Genomic DNA, 20036 nt, shown 5'->3' with positions numbered 1-20036 from the left:
ATTATGCGTGTATCGAGTATTAATTTGTATCAAAGCTCATTGAATGGGGTGCTTAATTCTCAGCAACAAGTTGAGAAAATGAACCAGCATTTAATTACCAATAAAAAATTACTTACCGCGGCCGATGGTCCTTCTGACATGAGTAAAACCATGTTTTTAAGTACCGAAATCACCTTAACAGAGCAACACCTAAAAAATGGTACCTTGTTAGAAAATGCACTGAACTTTGAAGAAACGACTCTCGATGGCATGATGACAGCCATACAAAGAGCGCGTGTATTAGGTGTGCAATCAGGTGACGGTATTAACGGCGAAACAGAGCGCGCCTCGCTCGCTCAAGAATTACGCCAAATTCAAGATCAAATGTTTGACTTTATGAATAGTCAAAATGCCGATGGCAGTTACATTTTTTCGGGTTTTCAAACCCAAAAGAAGCCCTATGTATATGACGGGCAAAACTACAACTACCAGGGTGATGTAGGTGTTAATGAGTTAAAAGTTTCATCATCGGTTTATATTCAAAGTAATGATACCGGCCAAGAAATATTTGATAATGTATTTAAACGTTTTGTTACAAACGATTTAACCGCTAATATTACCACTACGATATCTGATCAAAAAGCCTATGATTCATTTCATAAGTTAAATTACGATCCTATTAATCCGGCTAATAATCAGTTTTTAGTTCAAACCAATGTTGGTTCTCCAGATACTTATGAAATTTTAGATAATGGCGGGGCGTCATTAGTACCCCCTGTGGTGGGCGATTATACTTCAGGAGAACTCATTAACTTTAACGGTATCGACGTGGTGGTGACCGGCGCTGCCGGAGGTCCACCTGAAGAATTTGAGTTAGCCCCTCCAGTGAAAGACAATATTTTAAATATGTTAGGTGATTTTATTACCGCGCTTGAGGATAATACTATTCCTGAAGGCGAATTTGTTGCTGCTCAGAATGATTTTTTAATAGGCGTTGATAATGCTATGGAAAGGGTGAATTTAACCTTGGGCTCGCTAGGTGCCCGAGGAAACTCCCTAGAGTCGGTACGAAATTCAGCGTCAGCTATGGATATAATCAACCAAAAATCAAGGGCTTCTGTCAGTGAGGTGGATTTTGCTGAGGCGGTGAGCAACCTTCAGAAAGCCGAACTAGCGCTTAATACATCTTACTCTTCATACAGCCGCATTAGCCAACTTTCGCTATTTAATTACCTATAAACCCTAAAGTATATTCTTAGTCTGCCGTTATAAAGGTTGCTTCAATATTGAAGCAACCTTTTTTGTTTTACAGCTTATATATAAAACAAAAAAATAAAATAAATTGCTAAAGAATATTGAAGCGTTGCCGTTATATAGGTAAGTCAGAAAAACAAAATAACTGACAAATTATAAAACCTGTAAATGGTTAAATATAGATAGGAGAAATATCATGGCTTTATACGTAAATACAAATGTGTCATCTATTAATGCTCAGCGCCAATTAACGCAATCTGGCTGGTCATTAGATACCTCATTCCAACGTTTATCATCGGGTTTGCGTATTAATAGTGCAAAAGATGATGCAGCTGGCTTACAAATTTCAAACCGTATGACTTCGCAAATTCAAGGTTTAGACCGTGCTGTAATGAATGCCCAAGATGGTATTTCTCTAGCGCAAACGGCTGAAGGCGCGATGGACGAAATTACCAACTCTTTACAGCGAATTCGAGTATTGGCTATCCAATCACAAGATGGTATCAATAACTCAGATGACCGTATCGCGCTTCAACAAGAAGTGTCTCAACTTAAAGCTGAAATGAGCCGTATCGGCACCACAACTCAATTTGGTGGCGTTAACGTACTCGATGGTACTTTCTCGTCTAGCTTCTTGGTGGGTGCTAATGCTGGTCAAAATATCAGTGTTAATATCTCTCGCAGTGGAGGCTGGGGTACTTCTGGCTTAGGCTTAGGCGCTCTGTCTGTTTCTAGTGTTGCTGGGGCAAGTGCGGCAATGACAGCCATTGATTCAGCGATGAAGATTATCGATGGTAAGCGTGCAGAACTCGGTGCGGTGCAAAACCGTTTCCAATCGACTATTCGTAACTTATCGAATATCTCAGAAAATGTTACTGCGGCGCGCTCACGTATTAGAGATACAGACTTCGCTAAAGAGACCGCTGAATTAACGCGTAACCAGATTATTCAGCAGACCTCAACCACTATTTTGGCTCAAGCAAACCAACGTCCTCAGGCTGCATTATCATTACTCGGTTAATCCAGGTAAAAAGAAAGGACGGTGGGGGTTCAATCCACCGTCCTCAGGCTGCAGTAGCGCAATTAGTACTCTTAGGAGGCTCATTTCCATACCAATAATAAGTTGCGCTTTAGTTTCGCTCTCAATCTCCTATCGTTTCGAGCGATACGGTCAAGTGATGCATACTCACTTGGCCTTTTTTTCGCAGTGGTTCAGACTGCCACAATAACAAAGCAAAGCTTATGCCAAGTTTTACTGACAAGAACTTGGCGTAAATAAATATAAATTTTCATTTTTGGCCTTATTATCAACTTCAATTGTGCCTTTTACGATATATTTTTTGCCGTGAAAGCCCGTGATATAAGGTGTTGCCGTATAAGCGGCAAATTTTTTCCGCTTTTTTCCATTTTTTTCCTAAAGCTTCTTCTTCCCTTGCCGCTAACAGATATGAAGTTAATAAAACTTTGGTCCATTTAAACGTTGTCTTGGTTTACGGTTCATAAATCAGGGGTTCAACAACTAAAAATGGTTTTGGTCGTCCTGACTCAAGTTCAATCAGGATGAACAATTTCTTAGGAGGCTCAAAATATGGCATTAGTTGTCAACACCAATGTGTCGTCATTGAACGCACAACGCCAGCTAGCAAGCTCTGGCAATACACTAGACACCGCATACCAACGTTTAAGTTCTGGTTTCCGTATTAACAGTGCGAAAGACGATGCTGCTGGTCTACAAATCTCTAACCGTATGACATCGCAAATCCAAGGTCTTGACCGCGCGGTGATGAACGCTCAAGATGGTATCTCAGTAGCGCAAACTGCTGAAGGTGCAATGGACGAGTTAACTAACATGATGCAACGTATGCGCGTGTTAGCCGTTCAATCTCAAGATGGTATCAATAATTCAAGCGACCGAACTGCACTTCAAGCTGAGGTTTCTCAACTTAAACTTGAAATGAGCCGAGTAGCGACAACTACCCAATTTGGTGGTGTTAATCTACTTGATGGCGGTTACTCTGCTGCATTCCTAGTGGGAGCTAACGCTGGACAAAATATCAGTGTAAACATCTCTCGTTCAGGTGGTTGGGGAGCGTCAGGCTTAGGTTTAGCAAGTCTGTCTGTTTCTAGTGTTGCTGGCGCAAGTGCTGCAATGGCTTTACTGGATTCAGCAATTAAACTGGTTGATTCTGAGCGAGCTGAGCTTGGTGCGGTTCAAAACCGTTTCCAGTCTACAATTCGAAACTTGTCTAACATCTCAGAAAATATTTCTGGTGCGCGTTCTCGAATCAAAGATACTGATTTCGCTAAAGAAACGGCTGATTTAACTAAAGCTCAAATCTTACAGCAAACTAGTACTTCTATTTTGGCTCAAGCTAATCAACGCCCACAGGCTGCGTTAGCTTTAGTTTAATAGTAAAATTAGTGAAGAAAGACGCAGCCACACTTATACTCTAGGTGTGGCTTGCTTTATTTAAGGAGTCTGTAATATGGATAGTAATGTTGGTTTAGTATCCACGTCGGCGGCAACCGTGGGCTTAACGCAAAGTCGAGAGCCAGAGGTTAGTGCTGCCGATAAAATGGAAGTGGCACAGATATCGCTTCAAAAAGAACAACAGCAAGCTAAGGCTCAACAACAGGCCGACCAGGAAAAACGTCAGTCGGATGACCGTGAACAAGTAGAAGATGTGGTTGCTTCAATCAATCAGTTACTCGAGGTCCAAGATAGAGACGTGAAATTTGTAGTTGACGAGCGAGATGGGCAGTTCTTTACTTCGGTACTGAATCGAAGTACTGATGAGCTGATTCGCGAGATCCCTACAGAAGAGTATCGTCAGTTGGAAGAGCGGCTGCAAAAATTTCAAGACGCCATTGGCGAAACAACCGGCTTGTTTGTTGATCAATTGGTATAAAAATATATGTGGGTAAGATGTTATGACAGGAATTACAGCGGCAGGTATTGGTAGTGGCTTAGATCTAGAAGCCCTAATCGAAGTGACTCTGAATGCAGAGCGAGCAGGCAAAGATGCACGCTTTGAAAAAACCAAAACCACCCTCGAGGTGACCCTTTCCGCTGTCGGCAGCATCAAATCTAAACTCAGTGCATTTCGTAGCATACTTGAAAAAGCACAAAGCCAAGATACCTTTTTCCCTCGAACAGCTACCACTAATGAAGCCGCAGGTAGCGAATCGTTTTCTGTTGATCTCGCTGATAATGCGACTAATGGTAACTACGCTATTGAAGTACAAGCTTTAGCGCAAGGCTCCGCATTGACCTCTATTGACGCTGCTAGCAATGGCGGAACACCACTTTATAGTTCAGAAGATGATGTTATCGCGACAGCTGACGGCCAATTAACCTTCAGTACGTCTAGTGGAAAATCAATGGTTGTAGATGTCACTGCGGGTACCACGCTAAAAGAATTACGTGAGCAAATTAATAGCCAAGACGACAACTTCGGTGTGTCGGTCAACTTGATAGATACCGGTTCAGAAATTCGCCTTTCAATGACCTCAAACGAAACCGGGGACGGAAATACCTTACAAGTGACCAACACTGGCGCTAATGCTGAGCTAGATAACTTTACCAATGTTGGCGGGAAAATGGATGTGACCGATGCATCTTCAGCCAAGATTACTATCGATAATATAGAAGCGACTAGTTCAACCAATAACTTTAATAATGTGATTTCTGGGGTATCTATTGATGTCAATAAATTGACGACCAGTGCAGTTACTGTAGATATACAACCGAGTGAAGAGAAGTCGGTTGAAAATATTAAGGCATTTATTGACGCTTACAATAATGTTATTAAAGAAATCGATAAACATACCAAAGCAACCTCGGTACAAGAGGGTGATGATAATAGTGGCCGCAAAGAGTTAAGTGGCGACCCCATGTTTAGAACCTTGCGCTATAGTTTAGGCGGCTTGTCGACCAATGGTTATGATGATGCAGCGCCCGGTATGCGTACCTTATATGGTATAGGCATTGAAATGGACGCTGATGGCTTATTAACATTGAACGAATCAGAATTTAAAGAAGCCATTAATAACAACTTAGACGGCGTTGGCGAGCTTTTTGCAATGGAAGGTGGTGTAGCTGAGAGCTTTTTAGCTACCGTAAAAAGTTACGAACAAACGGGTGGGGTATTAGCCACACGTGAAGACTCAGTTAAGAGTCAAAAAAGGGATCTGGAACATCAAATGCTAGATTTTGAGGAGCGTATGACCTCTTATGAATCGACTTTAAGATCTAAATACACCGCATTTGATGTCACCATGGGTAGTTTAAATAGCCAAATGTCCTATATTATGGGGCAATTGGGTTAGTGGAATAGAGCATGTATCAGAAAGGTATTAATCAGTATCGACAAGTGGGTGTTAAAGATCAGGTTGCAACCGCTGATCCTCACCGAATTACGCAAATTTTAATGCAAACCGCTCTAGAAAATTTAGCGGTAGCCAAAGGGTGTATTGAGCGTTCTGATTTTCAAAATAAGGGAAAACCCTTAGCTAAAGCCACGTCTATTATCACTTCTTTGAAAAACACATTGGACTTCGACCGCGGTGGAGATATTGCGGTTAATCTGGCTGATCTGTATTCATTTATGTTGGAACGTTTATCTGAAGCGTCTATCGCTAATGATGCTGTGATTGTCGGCGAAGTTATCGATCTAATGTTACCGATTAAGTCTGCCTGGGATCAAATACCAGAAGCTGATAAGCAGAAAGCCTATCAAATGCGTGGCGAGTAAATGCAGCCAGCAGAAACTTTTGATTCTGTGGTTGAACAAGCTCAACACTGTTTGGCTAGCGTTGAACAAGAGCTTGCAGTAGACCAGCCTTCCAGTGAGTCTTTAGACTCACTGCTGAAGCAACACCAACAACTATTCGAACTTTTATTCTCCACTGTGAATACATTAAATCCTAGTCAGCAGGCAATCATTAAATTGCATGTAGAAAGAATGCAAAAAATTCAGCAATTTTGTATTCAGGGACGTAGTGAAGTGTCTGGTAAGTTAGGCGCGATACGCCGGAGTGAAAAAGTTAAAAAAGCCTACGGCTATTAATTAGCCAGACAATTTCTGGGAATACTATGCTGAGAAATATCGATTTTCAAATTAGCTCTGATACTAATGAGCAACAAACCATTGAAGCCACTGTTACTCCCATCATTAAGCGTAAATTTCAAATCAATTTGAACGCTATCTCGGTTTATTCACAAGAGCTGGCCGAAAAACTTCACCGCCATCCGCCTGCACATTATTCGCCGTTTATTACCCGTAAAAAGCACCTAAACATTGTGAATGTTCATAAAGGTCGTGCGCTTTACGATGTCGTACCCAACGTACAAGTTAACCAGCAGTTGAGTGATTTCCAGCAACGCGGTTTATTAGTGAATAGTGAAACCATGAACAGTTGCATTGAGCCTAATGAACATAGCTTAATGACCATTGAGCAGCGCTACCCTGGCCTAGAAGAACAATATACAGGTATTAGTTCAGAGTCAGACAGTCTAATGATTTTAGGCTGCGGCTTAGGGCTGCATATTGAGCAGTTGCTACAGATGAAAGTCTGGAAACATGTTTTGTTAATTGAGCCTGAATGGGACTTGTTAGCCGTCTCTTTGTATAGTGCTCAATGGCTTAACATTGTCAATTATCTGCAGAATCAAGATTGTAAATTAACCTTTATTATCGGCGAAACTGGCCAGCAGATGCTGCATTCTGTTAAAGAGTGGCAACAACAAACCGCTGAGAGTCATTTCTTTCTATTTAAACATTACAACTATATTCCCTTTAATGCGCTAGAGTGGGGCTTTGCTACGCGTAGCCTGAGCTTTGAAAATATTGATAAAATTCAATGGCGTAGTGAAGATGAAGATCGAGATTATGAATGTTGTTATTCGATGAATCACTTTATGGGCTCGTCTTTTAGTTCGCAACAATTGGCTGCTATTCACGATACTTTGCTGCAACGCCAACAAAATAACTTGCTGGCCTTTGCTGAACATATGCCGGACATTTACGCCCAAAGTTTATCTTACCAACAACAGCGCTGGCAGTTGCTGCTAATGCCTAATGGTGAAGTGAATTTGTTTGATAGTGACTATGGTGTGTGTTTATTTAGTAAAAGCCCTAAACAGGAAAGCCAAAACTATTTCGAACATTATTCATCTAATCCAAAGTTGGAAGCGCTTGATGCGCGTAAAGGGCTGAGAAAGCCTAGCCCCTATATTCACTATAAGCGCTCTGACGAATTAAAGGAGCTGGTCAGTAGTTTGCCCACAGAGTCAAGAACCAAGCTTCCACAGCGCTTACCCTCATTTATCATGTATGGTTGTGGTGCAGGCTATCAAATAGAGCACTTGTTGTTATCTCATGACATCGACTATTTTATTTTGTACGAGCCTAATATCGACTATTTTATGGCGTCTATGTACCTGATAGATTGGCAGGCTGTATTACATCGCGTTGAAGAAAACGAGCAGCATATTTACCTTAATATCGGTGATGATGGCAGTAACATGTTTAGTGACTTACATACTAAGTTGCAACAGCAAGGTATTAATATTTTATCTTATACCTTCTTCTATGTGAGTTACTTTCATAAGGTAATGGATACCGCTATCCGTAGTACTCGAGAGCAGTTTCGCGTATTGATGAACATAGGTGAATACTTTGATCATGCAATGTTTAATATATCGCACACTAATGAAGCGTTTCGCCGAGGTCATCACCATTTATTAAAGCGTAAAACGCCAGAGATCACTAAGCTACTGGCCGACACACCACTGTTTATTGTGGGCAACGGACCTTCACTTGACGCTAGCATTGAGCATATTAGACGACACCAAGGTCATGCAATTATTATTTCTTGTGGCACTTGTCTAAAAACACTACATAAGCTTGGTATTAAGCCAGATTTTCACGCCGAAGTGGAACAAACACGTGCCACGGTAGAGTGGATTGAGCAAGTTAATGATCCTGAATGGGTCAAAAGTATCGATTTAATGAGTGTGAACGGTGTTCACCCTGATGTTACGGCACTATTTAATGATGCATTGATTTGTTTCAAACGTGGCGAAGCCGCCACGTTGATGTATCAAGACTCTGTACCCGAGACTAATCTGTTTGAAGATATTTTGTATTCTTATCCGACAGTGTCTAACAGTGCTTTAGCTTATGCCTTAAAGCTTGGATTTAAGCAGATCTACCTGTTTGGCATTGACTTAGGATTTAAAGACCCGACTCAACACCACAGTAAACATTCGGCGTATTTTCATGAGAAAACCGGTAAAGAGCTTTATAATTACGCCAAACATGGTACTGGCCTAAGAGTACAAGGCAACTTTCAAGAGTGGGTGAACACTAAGTTTGAATTTAGATTTGCCCGTGAAGTGATGGAAGAAACCATTGCAGAGTATCCTGATGTCGATGTCTTCAATTGCAGTGATGGGGCTTACATTGGTGGAACCCAGCCATTAAATGGCGATGATGTGATCGCTAATAAAGTGGTCGATAAAAGTGAGTTAAAAACCAAGCTTAAGAGTGACGCGTATACCATTGATACGTCGAAGCTCTACTCTGCTTTCAAACAGCAGTATCAGCCGCAAGCGTTTGCTGATGATTGCCAAGCATTGCTAAAACAATTAGACGAAAAACAACACAATTGGCAAGAGGTGTTAGCGTTACTAAATAACCAGCTATTGTTTGTTCAAAGAAGCTCGGCCAATAAACACTCGCTATTTTTTGCCCTGTTACGTGGCAGTGCTTCTTTTAGTTTAACCTATTTAACTCGATTGGCATTTTCGTCAGAAGATGAAGATATCTGTATTGAAAGGTTTGAGCAAGGGAAGCAGATCTGGCGTGAATATGTTGAAGAAGCTAAAGAGTACACACTTAATCGCGCAGATGAATGGGATGTAACAAGCCAAAAAGCGTCTTGGGATCGACAAGCGAAAACCAGCTAAAAAAATGGGTTGTTGTTGGTAATTTAAGACAACAACCCTGATTTTATTGCTCTAGGGTACTTTCACTTATTTTTTTAAAGTACTCGGTAAAACTAACATCTTCAGTCCCAATTAATGCATGGTAAACTTTGCTGGGAAAAGCGAAGGTGTTTTCACCATTTACCACGAAGGTTTGTGGTGGCTCATCTTCAGTTTCTTCCTCATAAAGCCAATGTCCAGAATAAGTTTTAATGTAAACCTCTCCTAAATATCCACCTAACATATAAGAATAAGTAAATAGCGCTTTGTTATCGAGAGCTTGTAAGCTTAATTGCTGAATCATTTGGTCAATACTATTGACACTACTGATACTAAAATCTAATTCAACTTGAAAGGCTTCTTGAGAAAATAACACTGCATCTTGAGCAGAGTTTTTCATTAATTCGGTGAACTCTTTTGTATCCATTTTATAGGCCCTCTATAGAAATTTAATTTAACCTTAACCGAAGCTTAGCCAATTAAAAAGCAAGATTAACGCCACTCTCGAGTTTCGTCAAAAAAACGATGTTTTTTAGGTGTAGTTCTTGCTAGTGTCTTAGCAAAGCAACCTTCGCAAGATTTTAACAATGCAAGTAATTACTATTGCTGGGAAAACGATATCCAGTAACGATAAGCCTTTTATTATTGCTGAACTATCGGGTAATCATCAGCAAGATTTTTCAATCGCCAAAGAAATGATAAAACAAGCTGCCGAAGCTGGGGTAGATGCGATTAAATTGCAAAGTTATACCGCTGATAGTATGACCTTGGATACCGATAAAGAAGGTTTTGTTATTCGCGATAGTAGCAATTTGTGGCAGGGGAAAAATTTACATTCATTATATGCCGAAGCCGCCACTCCCTATGAATGGCACGAAGCCTTATTTAGTTACGCAAAGTCTTTAGGGTTGATTGCTTTTAGTTCCCCTTTCGATAAAGAAGCGGTGGATATGCTAGAAGGTCTTAATGTACCTTGCTACAAGGTTGCATCCTTTGAAAACAACGATTTACCTTTAATTGAATATATCGCAAAAACAGGTAAGCCAATTATTTTGTCAACTGGAATGGCCAGTTTAGCCGAGATAGATGAAGCGGTGCGCACTATTCGCGCGCAAGGTAATCAGCAAATTATTTTGCTTAAGTGCACCAGTACTTATCCCGCTTCGGCCCAAAATACCAACTTAGCCACCATTTCGCACATGCAGCAAAGCTTCGATTGTTTAGTGGGCCTGTCTGATCATACCTTAGGCATAGGCGTGAGTGTTGCCAGTATGGTCATGGGCGCGAGTGTCATTGAAAAACACTTCGTACTAGATCGTAACGCCGGCGGAGTAGATGCTGCTTTTTCACTTGAGCCTGCTGAGCTCACTAGCTTGGTCATTGAATGCAACAATGCCAAGTTAGCATTGGGAGAGGTGCGTTATGGAGGTACCGAGGCTGAAGAAAAATCGAAGATGTACCGCCGTTCTATCTATGTCAGCTGTAACATCAAAGCCGGTGAATTATTTACACCTAACAATTTGAAAATTGTTAGGCCAGGCCTAGGCATGCCGCCTAAATACTGGGAGACGGTACTAGGGCGCAAGGCGAGTAGAGATTTAGATAAAGGTACCCCGCTAAGTTGGGAGCTGTTTTCCTAGATGGAACTATGGATTCGGCTTGATGCTAGCTCAAACATCGGTTTTGGTCATTTGGTGAGAATGTCTGCCTTAGCCAAAGCGGCTGTTGCAAGAGAGTGGAAGGTTAAGCTGTTCACTACTAGCCGTGTAGCGGTGAACTTACCGCCAGGTATTGAGCTCACTTATATCGATGGTGATAAGCAACTGCTAAATCAATCATTAATCAATAAACCGGACTGGTTGTTTTTAGACGGTTATCATTTTTCTCAGCAGCAATGTGGAATATTTAACCGCATTGCAAACCGGTTGGCACACATAGACGATTTACAACAAGCTTACCCTTTAGATAGCCATCTTGTGGTTAGCCCTAGCGGAAAAGACTTTAAGGATTTTTATAGCAACACCTTCCCCCGCGCCACATTACTCTTAGGTGTGCGCTATGTTTTGCTGCGCTCTGAGTTTCAACAAGGCTTTTTGAGTTATCCAAAACGAGACATAGTACTAGTCAGTTTTGGTGGTGCCGATGTAGCGAATTTAAGTTTGGATGCAGTTGAAGCTCTGAGCAATCAAGGCCTAAGCGATATTCACTTGGTAGTAACCGATGCGATGACTATCGATCTAAATAGCCCTAAGCTTGCCAAGGTTACGCTACATCAAAATCTGGGCGCCAAGGAAATGGCGAGCTTAATGGGCAAAGCCCAATTTGCAATAGCTGCTGCGGGGTCAACAATATTTGAACTCGCTAGCCAAGGGGTTCCTTCAGTATTTGCCATTGTTGCCGATAACCAAGTTAAGGCATCTCGCGAGGCAGAAGCTTCAGGCTGGTGTTGTGCTTTCGATGCTAGAGGGTGTTCAGCACAGCAAAAGCTCGTTGAACAGCTTACCTATCTGTTAGCCAGCGACTTATCTCAACGGCATGATCTTGCATTAAAAATGGTTGATGTTTATGGCGCAGAACGGGTTATTTCTGCAATGGAAAGCATCACTCAAAGCAATGGTGATATAAGGCAGGTCTAGCGGCTAAAACTGATTCATATTTTATCTGGCGGTTTCTATATAGCCTGCAAAAAAAGGTATGATATCAATTAAGATAACCACGGAATTTTATTTGTGAGTAAGCATTACCCCCAAACGACGTTTAGCCTTTTAGAGCCTAGCCAATTAGAATTGGTGCTTGGTTGGCGTAATCAAGATCGTGTTCGTCACATGATGAGAAATAGCGAGCTTATCTCATTTGAAAATCATCAAGCTTGGTTTGCCGGTTTATCTGAGCAGGAAAACTGCGATTATTTTATTTTCTATCAAGACGGCAGGCCTATCGGTGTACTTAATTTTGATATAGTCGAGCCGGGGATACTAGAGTGGGGGTGTTACCTCGGCGAGACCGATGTGTGGCCTGGCTCTGGATTATTATTAGAGATAGCCGCGTTGGACTATAGTGCCAATTACATAAAACACTCTATAGACCAATTGAAAGCAGAGGTATTGTCTACCAATCCTTCGGTGTTAAAACTTCGAGATTTATTTGAGTATCAGCTTAAAGCTAGCAGTAATATCGATGGTGTAAAATCAGGTAGTAAGCCCTTGCTTCACGATTATAGGTATCCCGTTTTAAGGTGGCAGCAACAGCGAGAAAGAGTGCTGGCTAAACTGCCAAAGCAGATTACAGAAGCTGCAAAGTATATTCGCTTTATTTTATAAGGAATGATTTTGAATTTAGAACAACGTATTCGCGAGTGCTTCGAAAGTGCGGCTCAACTTTGTGGCTGCACGTTAATCGAGAATATTGAGAATCAAACTGTGTTATTGGAAAGCGGTTTGGACTCATTAGGTTTTGCATTGTTAGTCGCTCAGTTAGAAGAAGAGCTAGGCCTTGACCCATTTAGTGAAATGGAAATGGCTGTTTATCCCCGTACTTTTGGTGAGTTCCTCTCGATCTACCAGCGAAGTGCTGATAAGTAATGTGGGTAAATCTTGAACAGGCAATAAGCGGTTTTACTGATAAGGTCGCGCTTAGTGTTGAGCAAGATGTGAGCTTTCACAGTTTAATTAGCTCGGCACGTGTATTGCGCAAAACTAACTCGGGGCGTCATTATGCTATTGTTCGTTTTAAAAATATTCTCCAATTTGTCACCGAGTTACTGGCTTTCGATGGTTACGTAGAACATTTGGTGTTATTACCTGATGGGGTAGATACCGATGAGGTTTTACGCCGAATTGATGCTGATATAAAAGGTGATAACTGGGAGAAAACCAGCTGGTGGTTTGCCAGTTCAGGCACCACCGGTATACCAAGCTGGAACCCACATACATCGCAACAGTTATGCAGAGCAGTGGTGACCGGAGAGTTGCAAGCTTGTTTATGTTGGGGTCTGCTTTATCAAGCGACTCGATTTGCTGGCATACAAGTTATTTTGCAAAGCCTGCTAAGTGGAGCAAAACTGGTTGACGCCGTAAGTGTAAACCCCCAAACATCTTTAAATATTATGCTAAGTAATGGGGTTAATGCTCTATCTGCAACACCATCAATTTATCGGCGCTTGATGATGGCTAAAGGCATTGAATGTTTACAGCCACAGTTTGTTAGCATCGGCGGTGAAATTGCCGAGCAAACTTTGTTAGACCAAATAAATAGCCTTTTCCCTAAAGCCAAAGTGTCTCATATTTTTGCCGCATCTGAGCTTGGTGTTGGGTTTGCTGTGTCCGACGGATTAGCTGGGTTTCCGCTAAGTTGGCTTAATAATTCTAAACGATTTCCAATGTTAAGCATTGATAGTGATGATTGTTTGTTACTAAAAGTTACTGTTGAAAAAGACTATATCAATACCGGTGATAAAGTGACGGTTAAAGAAGGTAGAGTCTACTTTCAAGGACGCAGTAGCGGCTTAATCAATGTCGGTGGCAATAAAGTGTATCCTGAATATATTGAAAGTGTGCTACACCAATGCCCTCAAGTACTTCATGCAAGGGTTTACCCTAAGTCAAATCCTATCATGGGACAACTGGTTGCTGCTGATATTGTGTCCACCGAGAAAGATCCTAAACTAGCCCAGAAGCAAATACTGGAACACTGTAATCGTATTTTACAACGCTATCAAATACCGATGTTTTTCCGCTGGCTAGATAGCATTGATGTAGCATTGACAGGTAAAGTAAAAAGAAATGAATAATACTAAATTGGTAGTAGTAAGTGGAGCAAGTCAAGGCCTTGGCTTAGCTATCAGTGAGTCTTTGTTGAAGCATGGCTATCGGGTGCTTGGCTTATCGCGTCAACATAGTGATGGGTTCATCGAGCTAGCTAATCACTATCCTCAACAGCTAGATTGGCTACAGTGTGACTTAGCTGATTTAGATAAGATCCCTCAATTGTGTCGAGATATCGTAAAACAATTTGGCCGTCCTTATGCCCTCGTTAACAATGCCGCGATTGGCCATGATGGGGTATTGGCGACAATGCACGATAGTCAAATAGAACAAGTGATGCGACTTAATATTCAATCGCCAATAATGATGACTAAATACTTGGTTAGACCGATGCTACTTAACCAGTTGGGTAGGGTTGTCAATATCTCGTCAATTATAGCCACTACCGGCTTTAATGGGCTCAGTGTTTATGCTGCATCTAAAGCGGCGTTACAAGGATTTACGGGATCGCTTGCCAGAGAGTTGGGCAAAGCGAACATCACTGTGAATTGTGTTGCTCCAGGCTTTTTAGAAACCCAGATGACAGAAAAGCTGGAAGGAGATAAGTTAGATAAAATACGCCGTCGAACGCCCTTGAAAAGCCTCGCGAGCCCACAGCAAGCCGCTTCAGCGGTATGTTATTTACTCAGTTTAGAAGCCAGTGCTGTTACTGGCACGACCATTACTGTTGATGCCGGAAGCACGGCGTAATCTTGTCGATGTTTTGGCTGCTTTATTGCTAAATATCAGCAGCATTTCGCAATTTTCCGGGCTATCTGGTTGAGCCAGATAGTTTGGACTCTTGGTATTGTCACCTAGGTCGGAACATGTCCCCGCAGCTTGTCTAAAGCAGCCTATATAAGATTGAAGTTACGACTCACTAGTAATGAACGCATAAGCTGCTTGGGGCTGATCAATGAGCTCGAGCAGACGTTTATGTTTTTCATTAAAAGGAGATGAGTAGGATTGGCTCATCTCTAGCGCTTTTTGGAAATCAGAGTAAGCCCGTCTTTTTAAAAAATAAATCGATGCGGCGAAATAATAGTGGCTCTTGCCTTTTCTTACGCTTTCCGAGTCAAGCCCAAGATTTTGTGCATAGTCACAGGCGTACAATATATCAGCAAGCGTTTGCCACCTTCTGGCTGAGTTATTGTGAGTTAGCCCAGTATAGCTAGCACTGTGCTGTCTATAGGCCCCCAGCACCTTATCTATTCGACCCAAAAAACCATACTGTGAATTATGGATATGGTAGTAAAAGTCTTGAATTATTTTAACATCTGCCGGTAGTACACAAGGGTGCACTCTACTGTTAACAAACATTTGGCTACTCGACACCAAAAAACTACCTAACTCTACTAGATGTTGCATTGCCGCTTTGCTTGGAACAAGGTGTTGATTATAAAACTGTTCAGCAAAACTGTTGCCCAGCGATTGGCTGTTAGCATCAACAAGTGCCATATCATGGTAACAAAGTACGCAGTCGGTATTGTCTTGTAGATATTGGTATTGTGTTTCTAATTTTTCTGGGTAGGCAAAGTCGTCACCATCTAGAAACGCGATGAAGTCACCGCTGCAGTTGCTGATAGCTATTTGTTTAGTGGTATCAGAACCGTAGTTAGTATCACTTAAAATGGCGGTTAATTTGTTAGGGTACTCACAGCACAATTTTTCTATAATGTTGCGAGAGTTATCTTTTGAGCAATCATCAACAACAATCACTTCAAAGGGTACTGAGCATGTTTGGTCTAGTACACTTCGTAGGCATTGCTCAATATAGTCTTCAAATTGGTAGCAACTAACCGCAACACTAATTAACGGCTTCATTATTGATTCCATGAAAAATTGGCTACCTGTTGCTCTGCAACTAGCAGGTCTTCTAGAGTGTCAACCTCAAACCATTCATCCGCGATGGCTACAGCCGCGATAGAGTGGCCCGCTTTTATTAATCCCTGAAGCAATGAGGTCATATCAAGTTTAGCCAGTTGTTCATGGCTTAGTTGATTTAAATAATTGAGAACCTGCTGCCAGCCATTAACGGTAAACTTCAGTAGCCCCATATATTGCCCGTTGATTTCGTCCAGATTATTAACCTTGCGACCAATGTCAGTTAGGTAGCCCTGCTGCATTGAAAAGCTTTCTGCGTCATCTAATGGATTTTCGTAACGGGCTTGCCACTGACTAAGCCATTTAGGATCATAGGCTATAGCAATGTCATCATGACAACTTTGCAGGCGTTTAACCGCATCGGCTGAATAAACTATATCAGAATAACTGATAATACAGCTTTCCTCTGCAATGTAATTTTTGGCCTGCAGCATAGAGTAGACCATGTTACTACTTGCCCAAAGTGGGTTGTGGAAACGCTTCTCGAAGAGCGGCTTAAAGCTGTCTGAAAAATAGCCTGTAGTCACGGCTAATTGGTCGATTCCGGCACCGCTTAATGCCAGCTTTTGCCATTCAACAAGTCGTTTTTGGGCCACAGGGGTAAAACACTTGGGTTGTTTAGCTGTGAGTTCGCCTAAACGAGAGCCTCGCCCAGAAGCTAGTATAAGTGCGCGCATGGATACTCCTGTTTTACAAATAGTCGATTTAGAAATTCTATGTTTCGCGAGGTAAAGGGTTCTGTTCGCTCCGGATGCCACATGATCCCAATTTGCTTGGTCTCTCTACTTTCAATTGCTTTAATAACCCCATCATGACTAATTGCCCAGGCTTTAAAGGGCATTTCAACCTGTTTAGCACCGTAATTGTGGTAGCTATTAAGGGGAATTGAGCTTCCATTGACTAAAACTTCCTGATTAGGGTTAACGTGTCCCTCTAGTTTAATGAGTTTCTCTCCATTTAACTGTTGTAAGACTTGCATGCCCCTACATATACCGAGCAATGGTTTGTTGTGTTGTTTAGCTAGTTCAACTAATTGTTCTTCGGTGCGACTTCTTACATCATTGTCGCGAAGACTAAACTCACCTCCACCGGTTAATATCACACCCGCAGGCTTTAGTGTTTGCCATAATGCGCTGGCTGTCTCAGTATGATTTGCTACCAGAATAGGTAAAATCCCTGCACGCATGAGTAATAGATTCCAGCGTTCATCAAGGCTATCGTGGGCCTCTTGATATTGCATAGTATGGCGCCCTAGTGATACAAGTACCGGCGTCATGCTTGTAGGGTCACTTTTTTATTGCTGCAGTCTATATGTAAGCGTTTAGCTTTAGACCAGTTGTGATAAAGCTGCTGGCCTGCACCAATGATAGCGGGTAATCCCAGTTCATTCGCGCGAATTGCCATATGGGAGTTACAACCACCAAACTCAGTAATTAATCCTGCAATACCTTTGGCAAATAACCAATCAAAACCTGGATCAGCACTAGGTATACACACGATTTTTCCTTCTAAGTCTTGTTGGTTCTTTGTAGAGGTGACTTCCGCACTTACCACTCCTTGGGTAATAAAGTTGGGCTCACTAGCTAGTAACTTAAAATTATAGATATCATCTAAGTGGCAAATTAATGCGGGTAAGTGTATTTGTTGAGCAAGTGCTTGCTTTTGTTTCCCACTATCAATTGATTGCTGAAGCGCCTTCTTGGGGTTATCCGCGCAGCCACTAAAGTTACGAATTACGTTGATATCTGCAAATGCCATATCATCTCGGCTGAATCCATGAACCTCACCTAGTTTAGCTATTTTCTCAATTGCATCACTGAGAGATTGACTAAAAACAAACTTGGCTAATTCACGCCCTTCGATGGCGGAGCCTATAAAGTGCAGAAATGAATCAACACTGTGATTCAAGCAGTGCTGCTCAAGTAGCTTGTTTAGTTTGTTATATTGCTGTAGGTCTAGGCTAAAGCGAGGGGAAGCCTTAGGTTCAGAAGGTTGTTGTGTCCAGCTAAAATATAGGTCTGGCTCAGAATCATACCTTGGCGAACAAATATCATATGTGCCGGGTCTTAAGTGACCATATTTTTGTAAGAAAATATTTTTGTCTAAAGAGTGGAAATCGTTAGCTAGTTGGCCACTCACAGTTTGCAGTGACTCGAGGTAAAGTTGATATTGCTCTTCGTTGATAATTCCTTCATTAATTAATGACTGAAGTAATTGCACCGCAATAAACCCCGCCCTTGCTAAACCGGCAAAGGGGAGTGTGCCATAGCGCTTACAGTCTTCTAGTAACCAATATATTTGTTGCTCTGGTTCGTCAATTTGCTGACTAACAATTTTTTGACGTTGCTTTAGCTTTTCTATTCGATGTAGATCTTGGATCCATAAGCCAGAACGTGGATCGATAATACGATTGGTTAAATTTCTTAAACTAGATGTTAACGTGTGGCATTCAAGTTCAGTGAAGCCGGCTTCACGAAAGCTGTTTAAGCGCGTTTCAATATCAAGGCTGTAACAAGACAACACAATATCGAACTCAACTTTGTCATGAAAACTGGGGTTAGCGACTAGCTTATCGAGGTAATAGTCTACCAATTTGTCCGCCAAGGCAGGAGGCAAGTCGTTGGGTATGAAAGAGTTAAAGCTTGTTCTTACATCAATGTAAGGCAAGCCATGTAAATCTATCATAAGTGGAAAACTTCTTAGGTTTTTATAACCGTAATTGTTTCGTTGATAGGCCCAAGTGCTGTCGGTGACGAGGTCTTTGTAAAGGCTCATTGCTAAGGGCTTTGGTCTTAAACCTATTATTTCTGCTGGGTTCCAGTCTGGCATTACCCCTAACACTGTTTGTTTACCACTAAGGTAAGGGTGAGGTTTGAACAGGCCTTTTAGTTTGGTTTCTATGTCACTCAGCGCTTGCTTGACTTGGGTAGTGTCTGCTTGTTGGGCAACAATAAGCGGCCTAACTTGTAATAAAACAGGAGTTGCTTCGCCTTCAGTAAAAGCAAATTCAATATCTAATTCTGTCTGAGGGTAGATAAGTTTTAAATCGGCCAATAAATCCCAAATCAATTTGTGCCGAAGGCAAGCTGTATCGCGCGAAGCTAAGTAATGAGTACTAAAGTTATTACTCTCGCCAGCAGTCACTGTATCAGTATGGCCATCCTCGGATTCACTAATAACAACATATGGCGCTCCAGTAGCAGGCACACAACTAAATGCAACCCCACAACTAATAACAGATTGTAATTGAGGCTGAATTAATACTTGCTCAGCATTGCTTAAGTGAGGGCGGTAACTGTTGAAAACTTTAGTTACAGCTTCGATGAGTTCTTGAGCATTCGTAACGTTCTTAATACTCTCAAATTTTCCTGCATTAGATTGCTGGTTAGAATCTTCTTGTGAGCAACTACTTCTTACAATTAAGTTATTGTTGGATAATTGGACAAAAATTTGGTTAAAGTCAGCTTCGGTAGCGTTTGACACTTGCGAATAACTCATCAACACGCCATCCAAAACTTTAGCATTCAGTTTAGCTTCTTTTAGAGAAAGCAGAGTTTGACCTTTATTTGAAAAGGTAAACTGACATTGATTTGAGCTATCCAGCATGGCCAATTTTTCCTTGAGATTTTAAAGTTATACTATCAAGCAATTTTTTAGCCAAATCTTGAGGGTGTGTATTGCCACTGTCAAAAATATAATCTGGGTGTAACGGGTACTCAATCGCCAACTCGTTTTTTGCTGAATCTAATGACTCAAATGCACCGCCAGGTTGATATAAGCCCTTTTTATTTCTATGTGACAAGGTTCTCTGTGAGGGCTTAAGTAGTACTTCCGTATAAAGTTTATTATTTTCACGATTCCAAAGGTGAACCTCGTGATACATTGCCACAACCGATACCACGACTAGGTGGCCCTGTTCTGCCAGCATGTTGGCTAAACCTGCGTACTGTAAAGACAATTTCTTTCGTCCCTGTGCGCTATAATCTTGATCGTTTAATGCTGCGCGCAAGCTATCTCCGTCTAACAATACCGGATGATAAGGTTGCAATAGACTGACTAGTTGGTTTGCTAGTGTTGTTTTTCCGGCACCAGGTAAGCCAGTGATCCAAATGACACGTCCTTTCATA

The 20036-nt window shown here is 41.6% G+C and carries 20 protein-coding genes; 14 read left to right on the top strand and 6 right to left on the bottom strand.

From position 1 onward, the window contains the following. Positions 1 to 3: 3 nt before the first annotated feature. The 8 genes from flgL to ACVFI8_RS02215 all read left to right on the top strand — a co-directional run bounded on the left by flgL (position 4) and on the right by ACVFI8_RS02215 (position 9205). On the top strand, positions 4 to 1218 hold the full coding sequence (gene flgL / locus ACVFI8_RS02250) for a flagellar hook-associated protein FlgL (RefSeq protein ID WP_457872918.1): 1215 nt from the start codon (positions 4 to 6) through the stop codon (positions 1216 to 1218). Positions 1219 to 1429: 211 nt separating this feature from the next. Beyond that, entirely contained in the window at positions 1430 to 2254 is an 825-nt protein-coding gene (locus ACVFI8_RS02245) for a flagellin N-terminal helical domain-containing protein (protein ID WP_248715069.1), read from the top strand. A gap of 567 nt (positions 2255 to 2821) precedes the next feature. Further along, a complete protein-coding gene (locus ACVFI8_RS02240; protein ID WP_248715070.1) occupies positions 2822 to 3643 on the top strand; it encodes a flagellin N-terminal helical domain-containing protein in 822 nt (273 codons plus the stop codon). 76 nt (positions 3644 to 3719) lie between these two features. After that, on the top strand, positions 3720 to 4142 hold the full coding sequence (locus tag ACVFI8_RS02235; RefSeq protein WP_248715071.1) for a flagellar protein FlaG: 423 nt from the start codon (positions 3720 to 3722) through the stop codon (positions 4140 to 4142). Positions 4143 to 4164: 22 nt separating this feature from the next. Then, a complete protein-coding gene (gene fliD, locus ACVFI8_RS02230) occupies positions 4165 to 5562 on the top strand; it encodes a flagellar filament capping protein FliD (protein WP_457872917.1) in 1398 nt (465 codons plus the stop codon). 11 nt (positions 5563 to 5573) lie between these two features. Next, entirely contained in the window at positions 5574 to 5987 is a 414-nt protein-coding gene (fliS, locus tag ACVFI8_RS02225) for a flagellar export chaperone FliS (RefSeq protein WP_248715073.1), read from the top strand. Then, positions 5988 to 6302 carry a hypothetical protein gene (locus ACVFI8_RS02220; protein ID WP_248715074.1) on the top strand — a complete coding sequence of 105 codons (315 nt, stop codon included), beginning with the start codon at positions 5988 to 5990 and terminating at the stop codon, positions 6300 to 6302. 26 nt (positions 6303 to 6328) lie between these two features. Further along, positions 6329 to 9205 carry a motility associated factor glycosyltransferase family protein gene (locus ACVFI8_RS02215; RefSeq protein WP_457872916.1) on the top strand — a complete coding sequence of 959 codons (2877 nt, stop codon included), beginning with the start codon at positions 6329 to 6331 and terminating at the stop codon, positions 9203 to 9205. Positions 9206 to 9248: 43 nt separating this feature from the next. Here the strand turns inward: ACVFI8_RS02215 and ACVFI8_RS02210 are convergent, their stop codons facing one another. Continuing rightward, positions 9249 to 9650 (bottom strand): hypothetical protein, encoded by a 402-nt coding sequence (locus ACVFI8_RS02210; RefSeq protein ID WP_248715076.1) that lies wholly within the window; start codon positions 9648 to 9650, stop codon positions 9249 to 9251. Positions 9651 to 9810: 160 nt separating this feature from the next. Between ACVFI8_RS02210 and pseI the strand changes: the two genes are divergently transcribed. The 6 genes from pseI (at position 9811) to ACVFI8_RS02180 (ending at position 14736) form a co-directional block, all read left to right on the top strand. Next, positions 9811 to 10863 (top strand): pseudaminic acid synthase, encoded by a 1053-nt coding sequence (gene pseI, locus ACVFI8_RS02205; protein ID WP_457872915.1) that lies wholly within the window; start codon positions 9811 to 9813, stop codon positions 10861 to 10863. Next, positions 10864 to 11859, top strand: a complete 996-nt coding sequence (locus ACVFI8_RS02200) for a PseG/SpsG family protein (RefSeq protein ID WP_457872914.1) — start codon at positions 10864 to 10866, stop codon at positions 11857 to 11859. Between the two features lie 93 nt (positions 11860 to 11952). Continuing rightward, entirely contained in the window at positions 11953 to 12543 is a 591-nt protein-coding gene (gene pseH / locus ACVFI8_RS02195) for a UDP-4-amino-4,6-dideoxy-N-acetyl-beta-L-altrosamine N-acetyltransferase (RefSeq protein WP_457872913.1), read from the top strand. A gap of 9 nt (positions 12544 to 12552) precedes the next feature. Beyond that, positions 12553 to 12804, top strand: coding sequence for an acyl carrier protein (locus ACVFI8_RS02190; RefSeq protein ID WP_248715080.1), 252 nt, complete (start codon positions 12553 to 12555; stop codon positions 12802 to 12804). Continuing rightward, positions 12804 to 14012, top strand: coding sequence for an AMP-binding protein (locus ACVFI8_RS02185; protein ID WP_457872912.1), 1209 nt, complete (start codon positions 12804 to 12806; stop codon positions 14010 to 14012). Before ACVFI8_RS02190 ends, ACVFI8_RS02185 begins: the two co-directional genes overlap by 1 nt. Further along, positions 14005 to 14736 (top strand): SDR family NAD(P)-dependent oxidoreductase, encoded by a 732-nt coding sequence (locus ACVFI8_RS02180; RefSeq protein ID WP_457872911.1) that lies wholly within the window; start codon positions 14005 to 14007, stop codon positions 14734 to 14736. Before ACVFI8_RS02185 ends, ACVFI8_RS02180 begins: the two co-directional genes overlap by 8 nt. 159 nt (positions 14737 to 14895) lie before the next feature. Here the strand turns inward: ACVFI8_RS02180 and ACVFI8_RS02175 are convergent, their stop codons facing one another. From ACVFI8_RS02175 to ACVFI8_RS02155, 5 genes are read right to left on the bottom strand one after another with little or no spacing between them, the layout of a single operon-like run. Continuing rightward, complete coding sequence (locus ACVFI8_RS02175) at positions 14896 to 15849, bottom strand: glycosyltransferase (RefSeq protein ID WP_457872910.1); 954 nt, start codon at positions 15847 to 15849, stop codon at positions 14896 to 14898. Beyond that, entirely contained in the window at positions 15849 to 16586 is a 738-nt protein-coding gene (locus ACVFI8_RS02170; protein WP_457872909.1) for a phosphocholine cytidylyltransferase family protein, read from the bottom strand. Before ACVFI8_RS02170 ends, ACVFI8_RS02175 begins: the two co-directional genes overlap by 1 nt. Continuing rightward, positions 16568 to 17149, bottom strand: coding sequence for a gamma-glutamyl-gamma-aminobutyrate hydrolase family protein (locus tag ACVFI8_RS02165; protein WP_457872908.1), 582 nt, complete (start codon positions 17147 to 17149; stop codon positions 16568 to 16570). The genes ACVFI8_RS02170 and ACVFI8_RS02165 overlap by 19 nt, the downstream gene beginning before the upstream one ends. A gap of 32 nt (positions 17150 to 17181) precedes the next feature. Beyond that, a complete protein-coding gene (locus ACVFI8_RS02160; RefSeq protein ID WP_457872907.1) occupies positions 17182 to 19515 on the bottom strand; it encodes a PEP/pyruvate-binding domain-containing protein in 2334 nt (777 codons plus the stop codon). Beyond that, positions 19505 to 20035 carry an adenylyl-sulfate kinase gene (locus tag ACVFI8_RS02155; RefSeq protein WP_248715087.1) on the bottom strand — a complete coding sequence of 177 codons (531 nt, stop codon included), beginning with the start codon at positions 20033 to 20035 and terminating at the stop codon, positions 19505 to 19507. Before ACVFI8_RS02155 ends, ACVFI8_RS02160 begins: the two co-directional genes overlap by 11 nt. Position 20036: the final 1 nt, after the last annotated feature.

This window comes from Agarivorans sp. MS3-6, assembly GCF_054112545.1.
The sequence above is the reverse complement of the archived record's forward strand: the minus strand, read 5'-3'. Positions and strand labels throughout refer to the sequence as shown.

Bases quoted from the DNA above. Each gene is read 5' to 3' on its own strand.
- flgL (WP_457872918.1), top strand. From the start codon at position 4: ATGCGTGTATCGAGTATTAATTTGTATCAAAGCTCATTGAATGGGGTG.
- ACVFI8_RS02245 (WP_248715069.1), top strand. From the start codon at position 1,430: ATGGCTTTATACGTAAATACAAATGTGTCATCTATTAATGCTCAGCGC.
- ACVFI8_RS02240 (WP_248715070.1), top strand. From the start codon at position 2,822: ATGGCATTAGTTGTCAACACCAATGTGTCGTCATTGAACGCACAACGC.
- ACVFI8_RS02235 (WP_248715071.1), top strand. From the start codon at position 3,720: ATGGATAGTAATGTTGGTTTAGTATCCACGTCGGCGGCAACCGTGGGC.
- fliD (WP_457872917.1), top strand. From the start codon at position 4,165: ATGACAGGAATTACAGCGGCAGGTATTGGTAGTGGCTTAGATCTAGAA.
- fliS (WP_248715073.1), top strand. From the start codon at position 5,574: ATGTATCAGAAAGGTATTAATCAGTATCGACAAGTGGGTGTTAAAGAT.
- ACVFI8_RS02220 (WP_248715074.1), top strand. From the start codon at position 5,988: ATGCAGCCAGCAGAAACTTTTGATTCTGTGGTTGAACAAGCTCAACAC.
- ACVFI8_RS02215 (WP_457872916.1), top strand. From the start codon at position 6,329: ATGCTGAGAAATATCGATTTTCAAATTAGCTCTGATACTAATGAGCAA.
- ACVFI8_RS02210 (WP_248715076.1), bottom strand. From the start codon at position 9,650: ATGGATACAAAAGAGTTCACCGAATTAATGAAAAACTCTGCTCAAGAT.
- pseI (WP_457872915.1), top strand. From the start codon at position 9,811: ATGCAAGTAATTACTATTGCTGGGAAAACGATATCCAGTAACGATAAG.
- ACVFI8_RS02200 (WP_457872914.1), top strand. From the start codon at position 10,864: ATGGAACTATGGATTCGGCTTGATGCTAGCTCAAACATCGGTTTTGGT.
- ACVFI8_RS02185 (WP_457872912.1), top strand. From the start codon at position 12,804: ATGTGGGTAAATCTTGAACAGGCAATAAGCGGTTTTACTGATAAGGTC.
- ACVFI8_RS02180 (WP_457872911.1), top strand. From the start codon at position 14,005: ATGAATAATACTAAATTGGTAGTAGTAAGTGGAGCAAGTCAAGGCCTT.
- ACVFI8_RS02175 (WP_457872910.1), bottom strand. From the start codon at position 15,849: ATGAAGCCGTTAATTAGTGTTGCGGTTAGTTGCTACCAATTTGAAGAC.
- ACVFI8_RS02170 (WP_457872909.1), bottom strand. From the start codon at position 16,586: ATGCGCGCACTTATACTAGCTTCTGGGCGAGGCTCTCGTTTAGGCGAA.
- ACVFI8_RS02165 (WP_457872908.1), bottom strand. From the start codon at position 17,149: ATGCAATATCAAGAGGCCCACGATAGCCTTGATGAACGCTGGAATCTA.
- ACVFI8_RS02160 (WP_457872907.1), bottom strand. From the start codon at position 19,515: ATGCTGGATAGCTCAAATCAATGTCAGTTTACCTTTTCAAATAAAGGT.
- ACVFI8_RS02155 (WP_248715087.1), bottom strand. From the start codon at position 20,035: ATGAAAGGACGTGTCATTTGGATCACTGGCTTACCTGGTGCCGGAAAA.